2 protein-coding genes are annotated in these 2202 nt (G+C 73.0%); one reads left to right on the forward strand and one right to left on the reverse strand.

Annotated elements, in window-relative coordinates; translation table 11 throughout:
- Window positions 1–123: 123 nt before the first annotated feature.
- Window positions 124–1395 (reverse strand): ROK family transcriptional regulator, encoded by a 1272-nt coding sequence (locus VF468_05785; GenBank protein HEX5877823.1) that lies wholly within the window; start codon window positions 1393–1395, stop codon window positions 124–126.
- Window positions 1396–1490: 95 nt separating this feature from the next.
- On the opposite strand from VF468_05785, the gene VF468_05790 reads away from it, so the two are divergent.
- Window positions 1491–2202, forward strand: a 712-nt coding sequence (locus VF468_05790; GenBank protein ID HEX5877824.1) for a substrate-binding domain-containing protein, incomplete at its 3' end; no start/stop codon positions are given.

Below are 2202 nucleotides of genomic sequence, written 5' to 3' on the forward strand. Positions count from 1 at the left end.
ATGGTGCGGGCCGCCAGCACCAGGCCGACCGTGGCCAGAGCGCCGGCGACGACACCGGCGGCCAGCCACAGCAGGCCTGGCCTCTCCAGGGCGACCCGCCGGGCCAGCGGCCCACGGGCGCCCTCAGCCTCCACCCTCTCCCTCCACCGGGGACCGAACGCGCATGCCGCGACCGGCGGTCCGGGCCGGGTCGGCGACCACGTCGGAGAGCGCCAGCTCGGCCGCCCCGATCAGGAGGGCGTCGGCGCCGAGCCTGCTGCTGGCGATCCTGGCCACGCCACCGGGAGCGTCCATCGTCCGCGCCCGCACCCCCTCGGCGACCGCCGCCTCCAGGTAGGGGAACAGGGCGTGGTAGAAGCCTCCGAGCACCACCAGCTCGGGGTTGAGCACGTTGACCAGGTTGCCGATGCCGAGCCCCAGCCACCGCCCGATGTCGGCCAGGGCGGCGAGGGTGGGCCGGTGGCCGGCCCTGGCCCGGGTCAGCACCGTGCCGAGCACGCCGAGCCCGGCCACGGTCGCCGGGATTCCGGCCCGACGGGCCAGGGCCGCCTCCCCCGCCTCCGCCTCCCAGCAGCCGAGGGCACCGCAGCCGCAGCGCTGGCCGTTGGGGTTGATCAGGGTGTGCCCGGCCTCGCCGGCGTAGCCGGCCGAGCCCAGCATCGGCTTGCCGTCGTAGATGATGCCGACGCCGATCCCGGCCCCACCCGACACATAGATCAGGTGCCCGACGCCCACTCCGACGCCCCGGCGATGCTCGGCCAGGGCACCCAGGTCGGCCTCGTTGGCGACCAGGACGGGGGCGGCGAGCCCGAACTCGGTGGCGAGCATCGCCCCGAGGGGCACGTTGCGCCAGCCCAGGTTCGGGGCGACATGCAGGAACCCGTCCGAGCGCCGGGTGACGCCGGCCACGCCAGCGCCGACGCCGGCCAGGACATGGTCGGCGGGCAACGAGACCAGCAGCGGCTCGGCGAGCTTGGCCACGACCCGCACCGTCTCCTGGGGCGAGAAGCGCCTCCGTGGCCTGGCCACCCGCGCCTGGTCGTAGACGACCCCGCCCAGCCCGGAGGTGGCTACCGCGATCGAGTCCACCGACACCTCGACGGCCAGCACGGCCGCCCCCTGGGGCCGGGCCCGCACCAGCGGCGAGGGCCGGCCCGGGCCCGACGTGGCCGGCGCCGGGCCCTCCTCGGCCAGGCCGAGGGCGGTCAGCTCGCCGATCAGGTCGGCCACGGTGGACCGGTTGAGGCCGGTCCTGGCTGTCAGCTCCGAGCGCGACTGGGGCCCGGACAGGTGCAGCCGCTCCAGCACCGCGGCCAGGTTGTGCCGGCGCAGCTCCTCGGCGGCGACACCCCGGCGGGTCGCCGTGTCCCTGGTCGAGGCCCCCGTCCGGGTCAATCCGCCACCGCCCCCTTTTGTTGCCGTCCCCACGATATTATGCTCGCCGGAACGTCCCGGTCCGGGACGCCGACGCGTGGGAGGGTGGATCGAAGATGCGCAAGCTCCGGTGGGTGCTCGTCGCCGTCCTCGCCCTGGTGGTCGCAGCCTGTGGCGGAGGCGACGACTCGGGCGACGGCACGGCTGGGGGTGGCGGTGAGGAGATCACCGTCGGCGTGTCCTGGAACAACTACCAGGAGGAGCGCTGGGCCAAGTCCGACGAGCCCGCCATCAAGCAGGCGCTCGAGGCCGCCGGGGCCAAGTACATCTCGACCGACGCCGGCTCCTCGGCCGAGAAGCAGCTCACCGACGTCGAGAACCTGATCTCCCAGGGGGCCAAGGCGCTGATCATCCTTGCCCAGGACGGGGAGGCGATCAAGCCCGCGGTCAAGAACGCCATCGACCAGGGCATCCCGGTCATCGCCTACGACCGCCTGATCGAGGACCCCAAGGCGCTCTACATCACCTTCGACAACGTCGAGGTGGGCCGGATGGAGGCCGAGACGATCTTCAAGCTGGTGCCCAAGGGCAATTACGTGATCATCAAGGGCAACCAGGCCGACGCCAACTCCGACTTCCTCCGCGACGGCTACGAGCAGGTCATCGGTGACGCGGTCAAGGCCGGCGACATCAAGATCGTCGGCGAGACCTACACCGACAACTGGGACCCGTCCCTCGCCCAGACGCAGACGGAGCAGTTCCTGACCCAGGCCGACAACAAGGTCGACGCCGTCCTCTCCGAGAACGACGGCATGGCCGGCGGCGTGG

Source organism: Actinomycetota bacterium (assembly GCA_036280995.1).
Classification (GTDB): domain Bacteria; phylum Actinomycetota; class CALGFH01; order CALGFH01; family CALGFH01; genus CALGFH01.